Annotated in this window: 14 protein-coding genes and 1 pseudogene; 9 read left to right on the top strand and 6 right to left on the bottom strand. The window is 62.5% G+C overall.

Annotated elements, in window-relative coordinates:
• Nucleotides 1-104: 104 nt before the first annotated feature.
• The 3 genes and pseudogenes from M1247_RS36420 to pyrE form a co-directional block, all read left to right on the top strand.
• Nucleotides 105-395: pseudogene (locus tag M1247_RS36420) on the top strand (GNAT family N-acetyltransferase); the annotation flags it as partial.
• Between the two features lie 92 nt (nt 396-487).
• Complete coding sequence (locus M1247_RS13110) at nt 488-1,144, top strand: nucleoside/nucleotide kinase family protein (protein WP_317156777.1); 657 nt, start codon at nt 488-490, stop codon at nt 1,142-1,144.
• A gap of 50 nt (nt 1,145-1,194) precedes the next feature.
• Nucleotides 1,195-1,743 carry an orotate phosphoribosyltransferase gene (pyrE, locus tag M1247_RS13105; protein ID WP_317156776.1) on the top strand — a complete coding sequence of 183 codons (549 nt, stop codon included), beginning with the start codon at nt 1,195-1,197 and terminating at the stop codon, nt 1,741-1,743.
• Nucleotides 1,744-1,763: 20 nt separating this feature from the next.
• Here pyrE and M1247_RS13100 read toward each other — a convergent pair whose 3' ends face one another.
• Genes M1247_RS13100 through M1247_RS13090 form a run of 3 tightly spaced genes read right to left on the bottom strand, consistent with a single transcriptional unit; the run spans nt 1,764 to nt 6,807 of the window.
• Nucleotides 1,764-2,930 carry a M24 family metallopeptidase gene (locus tag M1247_RS13100; protein WP_317156775.1) on the bottom strand — a complete coding sequence of 389 codons (1,167 nt, stop codon included), beginning with the start codon at nt 2,928-2,930 and terminating at the stop codon, nt 1,764-1,766.
• The gene (locus M1247_RS13095; protein WP_317156774.1) at nt 2,927-4,723 is read right to left on the bottom strand and encodes a hydantoinase B/oxoprolinase family protein; all 1,797 of its coding nucleotides are present in this window, start codon (nt 4,721-4,723) and stop codon (nt 2,927-2,929) included. Before M1247_RS13095 ends, M1247_RS13100 begins: the two co-directional genes overlap by 4 nt.
• Nucleotides 4,723-6,807 (bottom strand): hydantoinase/oxoprolinase family protein, encoded by a 2,085-nt coding sequence (locus M1247_RS13090; RefSeq protein WP_317156773.1) that lies wholly within the window; start codon nt 6,805-6,807, stop codon nt 4,723-4,725. Before M1247_RS13090 ends, M1247_RS13095 begins: the two co-directional genes overlap by 1 nt.
• 281 nt (nt 6,808-7,088) lie before the next feature.
• Here M1247_RS13090 and M1247_RS13085 point away from each other — a divergent pair, with 281 nt between their 5' ends.
• Genes M1247_RS13085 through M1247_RS13075 form a run of 3 tightly spaced genes read left to right on the top strand, consistent with a single transcriptional unit; the run spans nt 7,089 to nt 11,213 of the window.
• Nucleotides 7,089-8,009 (top strand): LysR family transcriptional regulator, encoded by a 921-nt coding sequence (locus tag M1247_RS13085; RefSeq protein WP_317156772.1) that lies wholly within the window; start codon nt 7,089-7,091, stop codon nt 8,007-8,009.
• 5 nt (nt 8,010-8,014) lie between these two features.
• Entirely contained in the window at nt 8,015-9,835 is a 1,821-nt protein-coding gene (locus M1247_RS13080) for a purine-cytosine permease family protein (protein ID WP_317156771.1), read from the top strand.
• Nucleotide 9,836: 1 nt separating this feature from the next.
• Nucleotides 9,837-11,213, top strand: a complete 1,377-nt coding sequence (locus tag M1247_RS13075; RefSeq protein WP_317156770.1) for an MFS transporter — start codon at nt 9,837-9,839, stop codon at nt 11,211-11,213.
• A gap of 16 nt (nt 11,214-11,229) precedes the next feature.
• Here M1247_RS13075 and M1247_RS13070 read toward each other — a convergent pair whose 3' ends face one another.
• The gene (locus M1247_RS13070) at nt 11,230-12,120 is read right to left on the bottom strand and encodes an NHL repeat-containing protein (protein ID WP_317156769.1); all 891 of its coding nucleotides are present in this window, start codon (nt 12,118-12,120) and stop codon (nt 11,230-11,232) included.
• Nucleotides 12,121-12,515: 395 nt separating this feature from the next.
• Between M1247_RS13070 and M1247_RS13065 the strand changes: the two genes are divergently transcribed.
• On the top strand, nt 12,516-14,081 hold the full coding sequence (locus tag M1247_RS13065) for a metallopeptidase domain-containing protein (protein WP_317156768.1): 1,566 nt from the start codon (nt 12,516-12,518) through the stop codon (nt 14,079-14,081).
• A 111-nt stretch (nt 14,082-14,192) separates the two neighbouring features.
• Nucleotides 14,193-15,056: a LysR family transcriptional regulator ArgP gene (locus M1247_RS13060; protein ID WP_317156767.1), complete on the top strand. Its 864-nt coding sequence runs from the start codon at nt 14,193-14,195 to the stop codon at nt 15,054-15,056.
• A 215-nt stretch (nt 15,057-15,271) separates the two neighbouring features.
• Here the strand turns inward: M1247_RS13060 and M1247_RS13055 are convergent, their stop codons facing one another.
• Nucleotides 15,272-15,868, bottom strand: coding sequence for an Rv1733c family protein (locus tag M1247_RS13055; protein WP_458695222.1), 597 nt, complete (start codon nt 15,866-15,868; stop codon nt 15,272-15,274).
• Nucleotides 15,869-15,973: 105 nt separating this feature from the next.
• Nucleotides 15,974-16,651, bottom strand: a complete 678-nt coding sequence (gene crp, locus M1247_RS13050) for a cAMP-activated global transcriptional regulator CRP (RefSeq protein WP_317156765.1) — start codon at nt 16,649-16,651, stop codon at nt 15,974-15,976.
• Nucleotides 16,652-16,786: 135 nt separating this feature from the next.
• Here crp and M1247_RS13045 point away from each other — a divergent pair, with 135 nt between their 5' ends.
• On the top strand, nt 16,787-17,263 hold the full coding sequence (locus M1247_RS13045) for an OsmC family protein (RefSeq protein ID WP_317156764.1): 477 nt from the start codon (nt 16,787-16,789) through the stop codon (nt 17,261-17,263).
• Nucleotides 17,264-17,266 lie beyond the last annotated feature (3 nt).

The raw sequence follows: 17,266 nt of genomic DNA, 5'->3' as shown, positions 1-17,266 counted from the left end.
GACTGCGACAATCGATGGGTGCGTGACGACCCCACCATCGCGCTGCGCCCGGCGACCTCCAACGATGCAGCCTTCATCGTTGAGATGTAGACACCGATGGCGCGTGTGTCGGAGCGGTGTGGACCTTTCACAGCGACCCTCCGCTGCGAGTTGACGGCGCCGGCGCGGCCGTACCGGAGCTCTGCATAGCTGTGGTGCCAGGAAGGCGAGGCAGCGGTGTCGGCGGAGTTCTGTTGGACGCGCTGCTCGCCCAGGAGTCGGTGACTATGGCGGCGATGTGTATCAACGTGCATGTTCGGAATCCGGCGAAGAGACTCTATGAGCGCAAGGGTTTCCGAGTGATGGGACAAGGCCGTGGTCCGCTCGGTGTAGCGATGATCAAACACCTGCGTTAGTTCCTCGGAGGCGAGACACGCGGGCGCCGTGTACCAAGGCCGCCGGCTGTCAGCGATGATTGGCAGGTGCCATATCGCCAGGTCACCGACGCATGACGTCCAACGCTGCCCGCGCCGTGGTGAACCACGTGGCAGACCGCATTGTTCAACTGCCGTTCATCGGACCCCGGGTGGCCGTTGATGGACCTGACGGCGCAGGCAAAACCCACTTTGCCGACTTGCTGGCCGGAGTCTTGCAGGGCCGGCAGAGCCCCGTGGTGCGCGTTTCAGTCGATGACTTCCACAACGTGCGTGCCGTCCGCTACCGGCAAGGGCGCCAGTCTCCCAAGGGATTTTGGGAAGACTCCTACAACTACAGCCGATTTCGCACCGACGTTCTGGAACCGTTTGGGCCCGGCGGATCACGGCGATTCCGGCGTGCCTGCTACAGTCACGACACCGACGAAATTATCCACCCATCATTCGAAACAGCCGATCCGGCAGCGATTCTCATTGTTGACGGAATTTTTCTGCAACGTGCCGCGCTCAGCGCACTCTGGCATCTCACTGTTTTCCTCGACGTTGAGTTCACCGAAACTGCCAGGCGCATGGCGCTACGAGATGGAACGTCACCAGACCCCGACGACCCGAGCATGCGCCGGTACGTACAGGGCCAGCGTGAGTACTTCCGCGAAAGCAACCCTCACGACCGAGCAACCATTCTGATCGACAACAACAACGTCCGTGGCCCGAGAGTGCTTCGTGAGTGAGTTGCTTGCTGACCCGCCGTTGCGGTCTCCCCGAGGTCATCAGTGCCACGATGAACAGCATGGACCGAGAATTGCTCGCCACTGATGTGAACCACGCATGCCGCCTTCATGGACAGTTTCAGCTGCGATCTGGCCAACTCTCTCACGAGTACTTCGACAAGTACTTGTTCGAATCAGACCCGCGATTACTACGACGCGTGTGCGAAGCCATGGTTCCGCTCATTCCCGCCGACACCGACCTGCTCGGCGGCCTGGAACTCGGGGGTATCCCACTGGCCACGGTCGCAAGCCAACTGACCGGCATACAAACCCTGTTCGTCCGAAAGGCCGCCAAGACCTACGGGACGTGCAGGCTTGCCGAGGGTTCCGATATCGCCGGAAAAACCATCACCCTCATCGAGGACGTGATCACCACCGGCGGCGCAGTTCGGGAGGCAGCTCAGGCCCTACGCAGCGAACACGGCATCGTCTCCACGGTCATCTGCGCGATCAACAGAAGCACTGATCCCACTGCTGTCCTCGGCGACGTCGCACTGACCGTTCGATCTGTCTTGACGAAAGCCGACCTCGACGCTGCCCGCCCGACCTCAACGAATTGACTCGACATCAACCCTCTGCATCAAAGATGCCCCTCGCGCAGGCTTCTGCTGCACTCGGTGAGTGATCGTGCGCCGGCGTCCGTGACTTCGACGGTCTCGCTGATACCCACGGCTCCGAAGGTCTCGGACATCAGGAGAGACACCAGGTGAAACACCATGCCTTCCTCGACAAGTCGGTCGTTGGCCGGATGGAGGTCGAAGACAGCGGCTTCCCCCCAGCCCGGCGGAAAGCCGACCCCCATCGAGTACGCCACCTTGTTGATCCGGCTGTCGGCCAACCCGTGCTGCTGGAGCGCCAAGGTCGCGACGTCATCGATGTGGCCGGCCCGCACGCCGGGACGAAGCTCTCCCAGCATCGCTTCGAACGCACTCACCGCCGCGGTATGGATGGATCGGAGTTCGGTGGGTGCGGTGCCCGCGTAACCGGTGCGGAGGATCGAGGCTCCGTAACGGCCTGCGGTTGCGCCACATTCGAGGTAATAGGGTTCGTCTTTCTGCAGCGCCCGGTGTGACGGAAGCTCCATCCGTCGCCATGACCGGGGTCCGAAGTACGTGTACGGGTAGCTGGCGGGGACTTCACCGCCCTCCTCGATCATGCCCACCAGCATCTCGGTGGATATCTGCAACTCGGTGACGCCGGCACCGAGGGCGTCGAGGCCCCGGCGGAGACCGGCCGCGGCCAGTGCGCCGGCCCGGCGGCTGTTGGCGAGTTCGGACGGGGATTTCACCTTGCGCAGGTGGTCGATCTGAACGTCGCGGACCACACGGCCACAGTGCTCCACCACCGCGGCGTAGACCTCTGGTGTGAAGATTGTCGAGAAGTTGACGCCCGCCTGGATACCGCAGGCGTGCCCGGCCGGCACCGTGGCGGTGAGGGCTGTTGCGAAGGCATTGGCGGGATCCTGACGGAGTGACCATGAATAGTGTTGGTCTACCACGCTGTTCGTATAGAGGGGTCCGTCTTCGACGTCGCAGACAACCGCGGCCACGGCTTCGTGGGTGACGATCAGCGCCCTGGGCATGTAGTAGGCCGTCGAGGAATAGCCGGTGAGGTAGAAGATGGTCTCCGGGGACGTGATGACGACGGCACTCAGCGCGTTGTCACTGAGATGCGCACGCAGCGCGTTGAGTCGGTGATCGTGTTCCTCGCCGACGAGCGGTTTGTGCATGGCGGGGGATGTGGTCATCGGTTGGTTCCTGTCATAGCGGAGCGTCGTCGATCGGTTGCGGTCTGGTCGATGTGGTAGCGGCCCGGGTGCTCACCCTCGATGAGGATCACCCCGTAGGTGCTCTCGGCTGTCTCCGGGCTGATCCACTTCTCGACGACATCGTGAAGGACGGCGGCCGGGTCACGAGTGAGGGGATCGCCGTAACCGCTGCCGGAGGAATCGATGCCGATGATGGTTTCGCCCGGTTGAATCTGCACCTCCGCGTTCGGCGGGAGCTTGGTTCGGGTGCCGTCGGCCGTGGCGACCCACCCTTCGGCGAGTTGGCCGTCCGCTCCGCCCAGCACCCCCTTGGGCGGAGTCTCCTGGCCGTCGCACGGATAGATGACGGTGATCGGCGCATCGCCGATGGGCCCGAACTCGGCTTCCACGGCGGCGCCGCCCCGGTACCGCCCGGCCCCGGGGCTGTCCTTCATCACCCGAACATGGCGGTACAGCAGCGGCATCTTGATCTCGTCGATCTCGATCGAATCGCGGTACATTAAGCCGCTGATCACCGGCAGCCCGAACGTCAGCCAGCCGTCTGCCTCTGAGCTGGCCGGCCCGCCGTTCGCGAACACGACGATCTGGTTGACGAATGGAGCGCCACCGTTGCGCGGATCGTTGCCGGACACGGTCGAGGTTCCGACGCCGACGCCCACCGCACCCTCGGACAGGCCGTAGCCGTCGCCGAGTTGCGCGAAAGCACTTCCGACACAGTTGACGACGCGGTCGGTGAGGTTGGTCGTCGCGACCGAACAACTATGCGGGAACTTCGGTTTGCCGACCGCCGCGCCATCGCGCAGGAGCACGGTGATCGGTGAGAACGAGCCCGAATTCTTCGGGATGTCCTTTCCGATGCAGTTGAAGATCCCGGCCATCACCGCCGCGGTCGTGGTGGCTTCGGTCATGTTCAACCCACAGTCGACATTGTCGACGTTGTCGGTCATATCGACGACGATCTCGGCGGTGCGGGGGCGGATGTCGATCTCGACATTGAAAGGCAGTCCGTCGGGAAGGAACGGCAGGAAGGGGTCGTGGCGTCCACTGTTGCGTAATGTCTGCTCGGGCAGCTTCTTGATCGCGGTACGCATCATCGATTCGGAGTACGCGAACCAGTCGTCGAGGAACCGTCTGATGGCCTGCTTGCCGTACTTGTCGCACAGGGTTTTCAGTCGACGTTCGGCGATGCGGGTGGCGCCGACGGCGGCGAGGTAATCGCCGCGCCACTGTTCGGGAACCCGAATGCGGTACTGGCACATGCGAAGGATGTCTGCCCGGTCCTGGTAGTTCTCCTGGACCTTCACGACAGGAAACAGCAGTGCGCCCTCTTCGTAGACGTCGCGCGCCCGCGCGTGGTACGTCGTGGCGATCGAGTTTCCGATATCGGCTTGATGGGCCTTGGCGACCGCGGTGAACATGTGCTCGCCGTCGATGAAAACCGGCACCAGGATGGTGTGGTCGGCGGCGTGCGAACTGCCGACATAGGGATCGTTGTCGAGATATGCGTCTCCCTCGGCCAGGTCGGGGTGCAGACGCGTCATCGAGGCGGTCTGCAACTGCGCGCCGAAGATGTGAACAGGAAGTCCCTCCGCGCATGCCAACAGCCTGTTGTCGGAAGTTGTGATCGCGCAGGAGAAGTCACGGGCGCTGTTGATCACGGCTGACCGTGCCGACCGCAACAGTGTGTTCGTCATCTCGCGGACGATGCCGTCGACCCGGTTGGCGATCACCGCCGTCTGCACGGCGTCGAATGTTTGGGGAGTAGTAGTCATCAGGCACTCGCTTTGTCGCTGAGAAGGTAATTTCCCGAGGGGCTGACGGTGATGGTCTGGCCTGGGTACACGACCAGTGTGGTGGTCGGTTCCTCCACAATCGCTGGACCATGCACCATCGCGCCGGGCGGCAGCACCTCAGGTTTGAAGATCGGAGTGTCGACCATGGTGTCATCGTCACCGAAATAGCAAGGCCGAGTGTAGGAAGCATTGGGCTGTTGCCGCACCGATGGACCGACCTCGGGCTGAGGCGGCGAACTGATCGTGACCGTCAGTCGGGCTTTCCAGTTGAGGCACTCGACGATCGCTTCGTCGTCGCGAATCGCGAAGACGCGTTCGTGCACCGCACCGAACTGCTTGATCAGACCCTCGACATCGCGTGCACTGGTGAACCTTTCCGAGGTCAGCGGCACGTCGAGGTCCCACACCTGGGCGGCGTACCGGGCCTCGGTGAAGTACTCGAGGGTGATGTCGGCGTCGTCCACATCCATGCGGGACGCGAAATCGCGCAGCTTGTGTTCGAGTGCGTCGAGGGTGGCATTGACTGCCGCGTAGTCGAACCGGTCGGTGCTGGTGATGCACGACGACGACTCTTCTTTCAGGATGTCCGCGAATTGCATGCCCGTCGCGGACAGTGCGGACACGGTCTTCGGAATGATCACCCGGGTCGCCTCGAGCTCAGCGGCGATACGCAGGATGTTGAGTCCCGAGGCGCCGCCCCCGGCGACGACCGCGCTCTCCTTGGGATCGAGGCCCTGCGAGACGGTGATCTCGTGAACTGCCTTCACCATGCCGTCGGTGGCCAGGGCCAGGATGCCCCAGGCCGTCCGCAGAGTGCTGATGCCGAGTCGCTCGGCGATCGTGTTGACAGCGCGCTCGGCGGCGTCGCGGTCGAGGGTCATCTTCCCGCCGAGGAAGTAATCGGGATCGAAATAGCCGAGCACACAGGCCGCGTCGGATACGGTGGCGTCGCGGCCGCCGTTGCCATAGCAGGCCGGGCCGGGTTCAGATCCGGCCGATTGCGGGCCGACGCGCAGTAGGCCGCCTTCGTCTACCCAGGCGATCGAGCCCCCGCCCGCGCCGACCGAACGAATGTCGACCGACGAGATGCCGAGAAGATCACCCTCCCATGGCGTGCCCAGCCAGGTTTCCCGGGTGTACACGAGCTCACTGTCGCGCGACAGCCCGACGTCGAACGTGGTGCCACCGGTGTCGCAGACGATCATGTCGCCGCCACACCCTTCGAGTAGTGAGTAGGTCACCCCGGCCAGCGGCGCCATCGCCGGTCCCGACTTCGCGGAATTGATTGGTGCGCGCACCACTTCGTCGATGCTCATCACCCCGCCCGCCGACGTCGACACCAACAACTGGCCCTTATAACCGGCCTCTCGGAGGTCGGTCTCGAGCTCCGTGAAGTGTTTCTGCATAAGGGGTTTGAGCGATGCGTCGATGGCGGCGGCAGACGCCCGTCGATATTCGCGGACCACCGGCGCGATGTCGTGGGACAGCGTGAACGGCACGCCGGGCAACTCATCGGCGATCAGCTCGCCGATTAGTTGTTCGTGGTCGGCGTTGACCACCGACCACAGCAGGCACACGGCGATCGCCTCGAACTGCCGGTCGCCGATTTCCTTGAGGACCCGGCGTACGTCGCGTTCATCGAGCGCCTCGACCACGCGGCCGTCGGCCGAGATCCGCTCGGGTACTTCGAATGTGCGCGAACGGGGTATGTAGGGGTCGGGATAGGACTTGGAGAAATCCTGCCCATTGTGCTTGCCGCCCTCTTTCAGCACCAGCGTGTCGCCGAACCCGCGGGTCGTGATGAACGCGGTCTTGGCCGCGTTGCGCGTCACGATGGCGTTGGTCGCCCGCGTGGTCCCATAGACGAAGAGATCGGTTCGGTCCAAGAGCTCCGTCGGTGAAATACCCAGGGTCTCTCCGGTATTGGCGATGGCCGTGAGCAAGCCGCGCGACACCCGATCGTGGGTGGTGAGCGACTTTCCGATCGTCTTCCGGCCTGTCTCGTCACCGACGACTACGTCGATGAACGTTCCGCCGGTGTCGGCGGAGATGCGGTAGGGCATGGGTGACTAATCCGTTCTTGCTGATCGGCGGTTGCCGACGAGGGTTGACGGCGATCGATGCCGTCGCGGTTGTGCTCGCTTCACAACGCCGGGCCCAGCGGTGCAGCGCCGGGTCTGACGGGTGACCCAGTATGTGGTCCGGCCCACCGGGCTTGTCCATTGCCTAGTGAGCCGCAGCCCTATGCCTGGAAGGCATAATGGCTAGTCGACGCGCGGTATCGACGGTAACCCGGCGACAGGTTTAACCTGCCGGACACAGGCCAACTGGACGGAGATGGCACATGGAGAATCGGGTACTGATCTACTTCATCGCGGTCGCGGAGGCCGGCTCGATCAGTGCGGCGTCGGCCCGGTGCCATGTGACCCAGCCGTCGATGTCGCGGCAGATCTCGGCGCTGGAACGGGAGCTCGGTGTCGACCTGTTCCGCCGGACATCCGCTGGCCTGCAACTCAGTTCTGCCGGGCAGCACTTTCTGCCGATCGCGGTCGACATCATCGGCCGTGTGCACCGGGCTTCGGCGCTGATGCATTCGCTGTCGGCGTCGGAATCCCTGGCGCTCACCGCGGTGTGCCCACCGGCAACGGTCACGTCGATCGTCGCGCCGTTCGTCGCGGGCACGTGTGCCCCGATCACCGACATCCGCGACGCGTACCCGCCGGATGTCTACGAAATGTTGACCGATCCGAGCATTGACCTCGCCATCAGCACGAGCCCGCCGCCGGGGCATTTTTGTGCTGTTCACCTGGGCAAAGTGCCGTTGACGTGCCAGTTCGTCGAGGGTTCCGTCCCACCGGCGGTGCAGGCCATCGAGATCGACCGACTGGCATCCGAGTCCATCGTGGTGCCGAGTTACGGCACCGCGACGCGGCGCGTCCTCGACCAGGCGCTTCAGGCCGCTGATCTGATCCCGGCAGCCCTGCTGGAGACGAAATCGGGCGCGATGGCACAAGCCTTGGCCGCTTCCCGGCGCGGCTGGGCGATCGTGACCGAGCCGCCGCTGTTCGGCCTGGACGGCCGGGTCATCACACGCGACGGGAAGCCGCTGGTCATCGACTTTTTCGCGGCATGGGACAAGGGCCACTATGCCTCCGACCAGATTCGGGAGGTGGTGGGTTCGCTGTCCGAGTGGATCGGGATCAATATGGCCAATCCGATGGACGGCCTGGCGCCGATGACCCAGGCCCCCGTCCATCCCCGGTAGGCCGGGTGTGGATCGAATACTTCGGCGACGCAACGTCGATCATCGACGTTCCTCTTGACGGGTGGCGCGTGCCACAGCTAAGTTACCGCTCGTATCTGAACACCTCGTGCTCGTGTTCACTTCGCCGCCCGTTCATTTCGGCGGGTGTGCCATGGCGGCGCCACAGTGCAGTGGAAAACCTTGTCAGTGTTCTTGTTTCGTGCACGTCTTCTGCCATCGTCTGCTCAGCTGAAGGAACCCGGATGCAAAGTGAACATCGCCCCGACGGCGAAATACTCGTCTCGACAGAAAAACTGGTGACGCGCCACGACGATGATCCGCGTGTGGTGGAGGAGCAGGCGCGCGACGAGTACTCACGCCATGTCGTCCCACCGACCGCGCGGGTCCCTCGCTGGAAGATGGCGGGCACGTGGTGGTTGAACGCGAGTGCGATCGTCTTCATCTACTACGGTGCCTTGTCGGCCGATATCGCCGGCACCAAGCAGGCGTTGATCGGGCTGGTCCTCGCCACTCTGACGATGGCGGTTCTCACACCTCACTTTGTGAGGGTGTCGGCGGAGACCGGCCTTGGCTCGTCACTCATATCCCGACAGATCTTCGGTAGGCGGGGCGCCAACCTCACTGTCACGCTCATCGCGATCGGCGCGCTCTTCTACACGGTCGTCGAAGGCAGCATCCTCGCCCATGCGCTGGCCCTGTGGTTTGACGGCACCGGAATCCAGATCTGGTATGCCGTCGTCCTCCTCGCGGTGGTGCCGCTCGCTCTGGGCGGCGTGCAAAGCTGGCTCAGCAAGCTCAGCACCGTGCTGCTACCGATTTACATCGTCGGTTTGGTGGCCGCCGTGGTGATTGCCGCGATACAGAGTTCCGGGTCGATGGAATGGCTGGCCTATTCGGGCACTCCCGACGCGACGACGCTGCCGGGCTGGCTGAAGGTCTACATCATGTACATGGCCATCTGGCTGCTGCTCGTCGATCAAATCGACTTCGCGCGCTTCGGCAAGGTCTCCGATGTTCGGTTCAACTCAAATGTGTCGTTTGGCTGGGTGTTTTATCTCGTCACGTACGTGGCGAATGCGACCATCGGCATGTACCTGTCACGGGTGGTTGCTCCCGACGTGCCACCGTCGGAAGTCGGTGTCGTCAACGCCCTCATCGCAACCCTCGGTTTGTTCGGGCTGTTGGCGATCATCGTCAGCCAACTGCGCATCAATGTGGTCAACATGTACATCGCCAGCCTGAACTCGTCACGTGTCTGGGGCGCGGTTTTCCGATCGCGGTTGCCCCGGTTCGTGGCGGTGTTCGGAATCGGGTTACTGGCCTTCCTGCTGATGCTCACCGACGTGTTCAGCTACATCTCGGTCGCATTAGATTGGCTTGCAATCATTTTCGTCGCCTGGGTAGGCATCTATTTCACCCACTATTTCGTCGCGAAGTACAAGTTCCACGACACTCGCATCAGGTTCCGGAACTCCGAAACGGTTGCGCTCGACTTAGGAGTTGTCAGCTGGTTCATTGCGACGATCACCGGGGGATTGCTGATCGAGCTACCCGGTGTGCCAGAGACTCTCGCCGAGTTGGCACCGCTCGTGACCCTGGTGGTGGCGGTGGGCGCACAGGTCATTCTCATGCTGGCCAGGCCCGCCAAGCGGGCCTCTAGTGGCGCTGCAGAAGCGCTCGAGCAATGCCTGGGGGATACGTGGCAGACCCGCATCGAATGCTCGAACTGTGGATTATCCTATGTCGCGGTGGAATTCGATGCACCGACGAGTGCACCCGACGACGTTCACTGCCTGACCTGTGAACGAGCGGAGGTGGCGAAATAATATGAGCAGCCCAGAGAGCGTCGGCATGACGCCCAGCGTTGCCGACGAGTGGAGAAAACTCACCGTATCGAAAAAGGAGACCAGGCGCGGCACCGTCCTCGCGTTCTTCGCCTGGACACTGGCGGTTTTCGACTTCATCTTGTTCGGGACCATGTTGCCCGAGATCCAAGAGAGTTTCGGATGGTCCGATGAGGCCGCCTCCTCCGCGGTCACGCTGATCGCTGTGGGAACGACGCTGACGGTCTTCTTGATGGGGCCGATCACCGATCGGCTCGGCCGCCGGAAAGGGATGCTCGCGACGGTCGGAATTACCGCCCTCGCCTCGGCGGCCACCGCAGCCACCACGAACTTCGCATCAGTTGTCGCCGTGCGGTCGTTGGGCGGCGTGGGCTCCGGTGAGCAAGCGGTGAACACCACCTACCTCAATGAGATCTACGCACTGAGTGAAGACGAAAGCGTCACCAAACGCCGCGGATTCGTCTATGGGTTCGTGCAGTCCGGCTGGCCGATCGGGGCCCTGCTCGCGGCCGGCTTCGCGGCGGTCCTGTCCCCGTGGTTCGACTGGCGAGCCCTCTTCCTGTTGGCGACGCTTCCCGCCATCCTCGTGCTGTTCATGCGTCGCGGCCTCAAAGAGACCCCACAGTTCCTGATCCAGAAGGAATTGCGGGATCTGCAGAAGCGCGGCGACACCGAACAGGCCGACGCTCTGGCCGCCAAGTACGGGCTGTCCAACGTCCAGCGAGGCTCGATCCGAGAGTTGTTCTCCGTGCAGAATCGGCGGAACACGGTCATGCTCTCGCTCGCGTACTTCTTGAGCTGGTTCGGAGTACAGACCTTCAGCGTGCTCGGCACCACCGTACTCACCAAGGGCCTCGACGTATCGTTCTCCAACGCGCTGATCATCGTGGTGTTCTCGAATCTCATTGCGGCCGGCGGATATATCTTCCACGGCTGGACCGGGGATCGGTTCGGTCGCAAGAACGTCGTGGTGCTCGGCTGGTTCGCGTCGGCCGTGTTCTTCACGCTGATGCTCTTCGCGCCACTGTCGACGCCGCTGATTGTGCTCGCCTACGGTTTGGGTCTGTTCTTCCTCATCGGCCCGTACTCCGCGCTGGTGTTCTACATGGGCGAGAGCTTCACCGCGAACGCACGGGCAACCGGGGCCGCGTTGGTGACGGCGATCGGGCAACCGGGCGCCATTCTGGCCAGCGCCCTGATCACGATGTTCGTGATCACCGACACCGAATGGTCGCTGGTTGCCTTCTATGTGGGCGTGGTCGGGATCGTGTTCTCAGCCGCCGCGATGCTGGGGGTGAAGAAAGACACTGTCATCCAGGTGGTCACCAATGACGAGCTGGATCCGCGCGTGACGTTGTAGGGGGCGCACTGGTTGGTCAGGCAGCGAGCCTGGCGATCTCGCTGCCCAGCTTGTTGATGACGTAAACGTTGCCGTCACCGTCAACGGCGATATCGGCCGGAGTCTGCAGACCGCTGAACGGTAGTTGGACCCAATCGCTTCCTCGGGCAGACATTCGAGACACGGTCTTAGCCTGCAAATCGGTGACATACAGGTTGCCCGCAGCGTCGACTGCCAGGCCGCCTGCATGATCGGTCGCCCCGGCGACCGACTCGGCAGTAGTCGCGCCCTTGGCGATCTTCACGATCTTGCCCCGCATCGACACATACACGTTGTCGTCACCGTCGATCACCATGTGCCCCAACCCGCCGACACCATCGACGGGACGCTCGGTCGGGGCGCTGGCCCCGGGTGCGAGCATCAACAGCTTGTCGTGCTCATTGTCGCCGAGGTAGACAGTGCCGTCCTGCGCCACGGCAATACTGCTGAGTTGTTGGAATTTGTCGAACGGCAGGGATTTGGCCGTGGTGGCCCCGGGGCTGATGCTCTCGATGGCACCTCCGAGCGTGACGAAGGACAGCGTGCCATCCGGCGCCATTGCCATCGACGTAACCACAGGCTGCTCGGCGAGTTTCAGCGGAGTCGGTTGCGCTGAATCTGGTGTCAGCGTCGAAAACCCGCCCGAACCGCCGAGGTACACCACATTGTTCGGGCCGACCGCTATCCCGCTGACACCCATCGGATCAACCGAAATCGCGGTCTGTGCACCCGATTGCAACGGCACGTCAGCCTCCGGGGCAGCGGAGTTCGGCGAACACGCCCCCAGCATGCTCACCGCGACGCCCGTGGCTACTCCGAATGCCGCACTTCGGTGGCGCCACCGCCGCCCGGGCACCGGCAAACGTAGTGCAGTTGTTTGCTGCTCCATATCCGGGATCCTAGGTCGTCAAGCCGGCGTCCCAGACCGGAACGTGTCCTGTGCGAATTGAGGTAGCTCACTACTCGTGCTGTAGACGGCGCCCACGATGACGATGTGGTTGTGGCTTGCCCACATCACTCAGCGAAGGGAGCGACGGCCATGAAGTCGGTAGCTGTCGTGAAATATTGGGGGGAAACATGACACAGGCACCAACACTTGTGGACTTTGGGCGCGGCGCAATGCTCCAGCGGGGTCGGGCCGCATCCGGAACTCGGCCTCTTCTGATCGTCTTGGCGGAATACTCTGACTTCCCGCCATTCTCTGACTACCACCCGCCGAATTACTATCGAGATCTCGGATTTGGGACGCCCGTGCGCCCATTCAGCGGAACCAACCCTGCGAGCTTGCGTGAATATTTCTGGGAAAATAGCAACCACCGGTTCAGGTTCGACGGAATCGGCGTCGTCGGCCCGCTTGCGATGGGAGAATGGGTCCCGGGGTTGGGTGATAAACCCGAAACTCGCTGGCGCACCATACTCGAACAGGTACCTCAGGGAACCTTCGTTGGTTTGGATGTGAACCACGATAAAGAGATAACCGCAGAAGAACTTTGTGTCGTCATCTTTGAGAATTACCATATTGCGGGATATCCTGCGCAGCCAGCGAATCGAGACAACTACGCGGCGCTCAAGATGATCGGGAACCCTCCACAGCCGACTGTGCTGACCGTGCACGTCGCAGGTGCCGGGCCGCTAACGCCCTTCTACCAGATAGCGCACGAACTGTCGCATTCGCTCGGGACGGTTGACCTGTATGGATATGGAGGCAACTACCTTCTCACGCTCATGAGTGGATATTCTTTCGACTCAAATGACCAAGTCGCTGTGCACCTAGACTCCTGGCACAAGCTGCAACTCGGCTGGGTAAAGCCAAAGATACGCAGTATGGCTGCCGCCGGATCAGAAGTTGTAAGTACCGGATCGGATGAGTCAATCATTCTTTGGGACATAGCGAGACGCGAAAACGAGTATTTCCTCTTCGAACGGCGTGGGCCGAGCCTGCCTGGCAGGATTTATGATTCCGGGGTTGCGGGCGACGGAGTGCTGGTTTGGCGAATCAGCGGTAACGACGTCGCGCATTTAGGAGCCCCCTCGCTTACCTATGGCGGATCGTCGGTGTGGACCGCTGGCAGCCAAACCCCTCTGCTCAGATGGGCCGACGGCACTTCTTCCGGCATATCCGTGAGAGTGACCACTGACGCCGGCGGCGCGCTTCGCATCGAGTGGATGCCATGGGGCGCGGAGCTGACGCAATCGGAGCCACAGGCGACCGTCATCGATGATGGCGGCCACGTAAACCGCACGCAGACTGACATGTGCGGGAACGTCTTGCGCTTCGGCAGTTGGAAAACAACGACCAGCGTCACCTTCGGTGTCGTCGCCGTGGGATTCGGTGGACCAGGGCCACAGATCGATTGGGCTGTCGAGGACAAACCGCTTACGACAGGCACGACGAGCCTCGCCGTTGACCTCGGACCCCGCACGTTCACGCTTGGATGTGCGATATCCGGTGATGGACGCTCGCTCACATTGACATCCTCACCAGGCGACATGTTCCAGATGAACGTCAGTGCGCTTGTCAGCGATGCGGCCGGGCGTTCTGCGAAGGTGAAAGCCGTCTTCTCAGTTGACAGCGGCTATTACACCGGCCTGCACCCAGACGACGTCCGCCGCGCTGCCCAATGCATAGCGGACAACATCCCCGTTCTGGTGGAACCCGGCGATTTCGTTATTCCGCCCGAGTGGCCGGGATGGAGGATCGATCAGTGGAAGCGGAATGCACTCAAGCGACTGGAGATCAATCCAGATCTTGGTAGAGCAGGCCGCGAGACACTCAAGAACCTCATCGAACTGCAGGTGGAATCACCGCAATTCAAGTTGGCAGCAGCAGACGAACTGTTCAGGCCTTAGCCGGCAGCACAAGCCACAGTCGCGTTTGTTCGCACGAGTGATGCAAACTGAAACTCCGGGACCGCGCATAAGAGTCGCTAATCATGCATCGAAATAGTTACCATTGCTGACATGCAGATCGATGGTCAGCAGCTTGCCGCGTTGGCGGCGGTGATCGAGCGTGGCAGTTTCGATGCGGCCGCCGAGCATCTGCATGTCACGCCTTCGGCGATCAGTCAACGGATCAAGGCACTGGAGACCCGGGTGGGTCAGGTGCTCGTCGTGCGGGAAAAGCCATGTAAGGCAACGGCGGCAGGGGTTCCGTTGCTGCGTTTGGCGGCCCAGACCGCGATGTTGGAGGCGGAGGCGCTCGCGGAGATGGGTGGTGGGGCGACGGCGTCACCGCGACTGGCGTTGGCCGTCAACGCCGATTCGATGGCGACCTGGTTCACCGCGGTGTTCGAGCAACTGTCGGAAGTGATGTTCGATATCCGGATCGAGGATCAGGACTATTCGGCCCGGCTCTTGCGCGAAGGCGCAGTCATGGGGGCGGTGACCACCGAGCGCACGCCGGTGCCGGGCTGCCGGGTGCAGTCACTCGGCGTGATGCGGTATGTACCGGTGGCCAGCCCGGCCTACGTGGAACGGTATTTACCGGACGGTTTCACCGCAGAGGCCGCCGCCATGGCTCCGTCGCTGGCGTGGAACCGAGATGACGCGCTACAGGACCGTCTGGTACGCAAAGTCTTTCGGCGAGATATCGCCAGGCCCGTTCACTGCATCCCCACCGCGGAAGGGTTCGGTGCGGCGGTGCGGGCCGGGTTGGGCTGGGGCATGTACCCCGAAGAACTCGTCGACGAGTCGTTTGTGCCCATTACCTCGCACCACCTGGATGTACCGCTGTACTGGCAGTGCTGGAAGCTCGACAGCCCAATGGTCAAGGACGTCACCGATGCGGTGAGCACAGCCGCGTCGAGCTTGAAAAGGCGCGGGTAGTGCCAGCTCGCCCAGCGCCGTGAGATAGGGCCATGGCGCTCGAGCACGCAGGTACAACCAACGAATCCGTAGTTGCCGAACGTTGTAGTTCAGGCCGGCTCCGAGCTCACCGCTCAGAGTCTGGGCGGATGACGGCGAGGACGTTCGATTCAGTTGTGGTCACGTTTTTGATGCAGCAATTCAGGCATATCGACTCGGTTGAGTTCGTGCCCGACTCAGCTTCGACGGTATTCCGTGCCACCGTTGTTCGCGGTGAGCATCACCAGTTCCACATCCCACGCTCGTCGACGCACGCGATCCAGTACGGCGCGCACGGCGGCCAGGATGAGGCTGCACAACGCGACGGACAGCGCACAGACGCCGAGGACCGCCACTGCGGCGTCTCCGACAGCGTCGGAGTTGGTGCGCGGGGCGGCGGTGGGTTTGCCCTCAGGCGTGACCCACATCGTGAAGTGGTCGCCCGCTTCCAGTCGGTGGTTGGTGTGCACGACCTGCTTGAACGAGACCGATCCATTCATCCACTGAGCGGTGACTGTGATGCCGGCCGGTGGTCTGCTCGCATTCGTCGTGCTGTCGGTGACCGCAACGGCGTCGATCTGGCGGAACGTCTGGACTTGGTGGGAGATTTCCTGTGCCCGTGTGGAATACACGTCTGTCGCCACGTGGATCGCAAGTGCAGCGGTAACGAGCGCGAGGGCCAAGACGACGCACAGCGCCAACGCCTCCACCCGATCGGTAAATCGGACAAGTGGATGTCTACTGGTCAGCTGAGCGATCTTCCAACGACTTGCGGTAGACGTCAGTGAGGCCATCACAGCGGCCCCACTCGTGTTACGCCCATGTTTTCTATGGTGACACTTTGACCGTCAGCAGGAGAAGCTACGGCGGGCTTAGGGGACCAAGATCACAGCTGGTAACTACGATTTGGCGCGCCGGGCCAACCGCTCGGAGTTGTCGATCAGGATGCTCTTGCCCTGCACGCGGATCCAGCCACGCTGCGCGAAATCAGCCAGCGCCTTGTTGACCGTCTCACGCGACGAGCCGACGAGTTGGGCGATCTCTTCCTGGGTCAGCTCGTGGTCGACGCGCAGAGAGCTGCCTTCGCGGCTGCCGAACCGCTGGGCGAGGTAGAGCAGTTGCTTGGCGACACGGCCGGGCACATCGGTGAAGATGAGATCCGACAGGTTGTTGTTGGTGCGGCGAAGTCGACGCGCCAACACCCGCAGCAGTTGCTCGGCAATCCCGGGTTGCTCGGCGATCCAGGAATGCAGCGCGGCGCGGTCCATCATCACGGCCTGCACATCAGTCAGTGCGGTCACGGTGGAGGTACGCGGGCCCGGGTCGAAGATGGCGAGCTCACCGAACATGTCGGAGGGCCCCATCAGCGTGACCAGGTTTTCGCGGCCATCCGCGGTCCGGCGGCCGATCTTCACCTTGCCGGAGATGATGATGAACAGCGTGTCGCCCGGTTCACCCTCGACGAACACGGTGCGACCGCGCGCGAAAGACACCGGTTCGAGCTGCTGGGCAAGTGCAGCGACCGCGCTGGGCTGTACCCCCTGAAAGATGCCGGCACGCGCCAGGACCTCGTCCACACTGTCTCCTTCAACTCGCGTGCCGGGTGTGATCTGCGTCAAGCTTACTCAGGCAGGTCTGTGCCAATGCAAAGGTACCCAATCCAACCTTTGCGGGAGGTGCTGATACTGCCGGCGCCGGTATCTTGGTGACCGATGACCAAGAGCCACACCTACGAGGTACACGTGACGTGGACCGGCAACACCGGTTCCGGGACAAGCGGCTACCGCGACTACGGGCGCAACCACGACATCGACGGCATCGGACCGGGCAAACCGACGATCTCCGGCACGGCCGATCCTGCGTTTCGGGGTAGCGCGGACGCGTGGAACCCGGAAGAGCTTCTTGTCGCCAGCCTGTCTCAGTGCCACATGCTGTGGTACCTCGCGCTGTGCGCCCGCGACGGAATCATCGTCACCGCTTACACCGACAGGCCTGTGGGGACGATGGGTGAAACAGCAACGGGCAGCGGTAGTTTCGAGGAAGTCACGCTGCGCCCCGAGGTGACCATCACCAGCCCGAACCGGGTGGATGACGCCACGAGCCTGCACGAGGAAGCGCACAAGATGTGCTTCATCGCCAATTCGGTCAATTTCCCGGTCCAGGCCAAGCCGAGCACAAAGGTGGGTTGATCG

The organism is Mycobacterium appelbergii (assembly GCF_032883035.1).
Lineage (GTDB): Bacteria > Actinomycetota > Actinomycetes > Mycobacteriales > Mycobacteriaceae > Mycobacterium > Mycobacterium appelbergii.
Note: the sequence above shows the minus strand (reverse complement) of the source record. Positions and strands in the feature narration are given on the sequence as shown.

Coding starts and splice junctions, on each gene's coding strand:
- M1247_RS13110 (WP_317156777.1), top strand. CDS start 488: ATGACGTCCAACGCTGCCCGCGCCGTGGTGAACCACGTGGCAGACCGC.
- M1247_RS13045 (WP_317156764.1), top strand. CDS start 16,787: ATGACCAAGAGCCACACCTACGAGGTACACGTGACGTGGACCGGCAAC.
- M1247_RS13095 (WP_317156774.1), bottom strand. CDS start 4,723: ATGACTACTACTCCCCAAACATTCGACGCCGTGCAGACGGCGGTGATC.
- M1247_RS13075 (WP_317156770.1), top strand. CDS start 9,837: ATGAGCAGCCCAGAGAGCGTCGGCATGACGCCCAGCGTTGCCGACGAG.
- M1247_RS13055 (WP_458695222.1), bottom strand. CDS start 15,868: ATGGCCTCACTGACGTCTACCGCAAGTCGTTGGAAGATCGCTCAGCTG.
- M1247_RS13090 (WP_317156773.1), bottom strand. CDS start 6,807: ATGCCCTACCGCATCTCCGCCGACACCGGCGGAACGTTCATCGACGTA.
- M1247_RS13070 (WP_317156769.1), bottom strand. CDS start 12,120: ATGGAGCAGCAAACAACTGCACTACGTTTGCCGGTGCCCGGGCGGCGG.
- M1247_RS13060 (WP_317156767.1), top strand. CDS start 14,193: ATGCAGATCGATGGTCAGCAGCTTGCCGCGTTGGCGGCGGTGATCGAG.
- pyrE (WP_317156776.1), top strand. CDS start 1,195: ATGAACAGCATGGACCGAGAATTGCTCGCCACTGATGTGAACCACGCA.
- M1247_RS13085 (WP_317156772.1), top strand. CDS start 7,089: ATGGAGAATCGGGTACTGATCTACTTCATCGCGGTCGCGGAGGCCGGC.
- M1247_RS13100 (WP_317156775.1), bottom strand. CDS start 2,930: ATGACCACATCCCCCGCCATGCACAAACCGCTCGTCGGCGAGGAACAC.